The organism is Clostridium arbusti SL206, from assembly GCF_000246895.1.
Lineage (GTDB): Bacteria > Bacillota > Clostridia > Clostridiales > Clostridiaceae > Clostridium_I > Clostridium_I arbusti.
Genome location: NZ_BAEV01000191.1, coordinates 1 through 1320 on the forward strand (window position 1 = coordinate 1; position 1320 = coordinate 1320).

The window sequence follows — 1320 nt, forward strand, 5'->3', positions numbered from 1 at the left end:
CAAATCCGCCTGATTAGTCAAGGTGTTATGGGGAGCGATTTTTTTCGCGAAGTATCTGATTTCACACTGCCAAGAAAAGCCTCTATCCAGGAACTTGGTACCCGTACCGCAAACCGACACAGGTAGGTGAGGAGAGAATCCTAAGACCATCGGAAGAATCGTTGTTAAGGAACTCGGCAAATTGACCCCGTAACTTCGGGAGAAGGGGTGCCTACTTAATGTAGGCCGCAGAGGATAGGCCCAAGCAACTGTTTAGCAAAAACACAGGTCTCTGCTAAAGCGAAAGCTGATGTATAGGGGCTGACGCCTGCCCGGTGCTGGAAGGTTAAGGGGATCCGTTAGAGTAATCGAAGCGGTGAACTTAAGCCCCAGTAAACGGCGGCCGTAACTATAACGGTCCTAAGGTAGCGAAATTCCTTGTCGGGTAAGTTCCGACCCGCACGAATGGCGTAATGATTTGGGCACTGTCTCAACAACGAATCCGGCGAAATTGTAGTGCAAGTGAAGATGCTTGCTACCCGCGATTGGACGGAAAGACCCCGTAGAGCTTTACTGTAGTTTAGCATTGAGTTTCGGTATTGTCTGTACAGGATAGGTGGGAGACTTGGAAACAGGAGCGTCAGTTCCTGTGGAGTCGTCCTTGGGATACCACCCTGACAGTACTGAGATTCTAACCAGAGGCCATGAAGCTGGTCATGGGACATTGCTAGATGGGCAGTTTGACTGGGGCGGTCGCCTCCTAAAATGTAACGGAGGCGCCCAAAGGTTCCCTCAGCGCGGTTGGAAATCGCGCGTAGAGTGCAAAGGCATAAGGGAGCCTCACTGCGACACCAACAAGTGGAGCAGGGACGAAAGTCGGGCTTAGTGATCCGGTGGTACCTCGTGGGAGGGCCATCGCTCAACGGATAAAAGCTACCTCGGGGATAACAGGCTGATCTCCCCCAAGAGTCCACATCGACGGGGAGGTTTGGCACCTCGATGTCGGCTCGTCGCATCCTGGGGCTGAAGTAGGTCCCAAGGGTTGGGCTGTTCGCCCATTAAAGCGGCACGCGAGCTGGGTTCAGAACGTCGTGAGACAGTTCGGTCCCTATCCGTCGCGGGCGTAGGAAATTTGAGAGGAGCTGTCCTTAGTACGAGAGGACCGGGATGGACTGACCTCTGGTGCACCAGTTGTCACGCCAGTGGCACGGCTGGGTAGCTATGTCGGGAAGGGATAAACGCTGAAAGCATCTAAGCGTGAAGCCCACCTCAAGATTAGATTTCCCATAGCGTAAGCTAGTAAGACCCCTGAAAGAACATCAGGTTGATAGGTCAGAGGTG

Annotated in this window: 1 rRNA gene; it reads left to right on the top strand. The window is 53.1% G+C overall.

The window, feature by feature from the left end:
- Nucleotides 1–1320: ribosomal RNA gene (locus tag RH99_RS17990) — 23S ribosomal RNA — on the top strand; the annotation flags it as partial.